At 44.3% G+C, this 246-nt stretch carries 1 protein-coding gene; it reads left to right on the forward strand.

Going from position 1 to position 246, the window contains the following annotated elements; all coding sequences use genetic code 11:
- Nucleotides 1-62 precede the first annotated feature (62 nt).
- Nucleotides 63-246: FHA domain-containing protein (locus R0J92_RS25495; protein ID WP_411053741.1), on the forward strand; the 184-nt coding region annotated here is incomplete at its 3' end.

Below are 246 nucleotides of genomic sequence, written 5' to 3' on the forward strand. Positions count from 1 at the left end.
GTCACGATTCCCTCTAATACTGTATTTACTCCGACCTTAACTGAGGATTTGCCCCATAACTTATGAAACTGACCACTGAGCTTACCCTAAACATTTATATTGATGGGAGTCCGGAGCAGACTCGCAATGTAGCTCAGGATCAACTGATTCTCGGTCGCTTACCGGAATGTGATGTTTATCTTCCTTATTCAGAAATTTCCCGTCGTCATTGTCAGTTTCGTCGCATTGCTCAGGGAAAATGGCGAG

The organism is Tritonibacter sp. SIMBA_163, from assembly GCF_046535935.1.
GTDB lineage: Bacteria > Pseudomonadota > Alphaproteobacteria > Rhodobacterales > Rhodobacteraceae > Epibacterium > Epibacterium scottomollicae.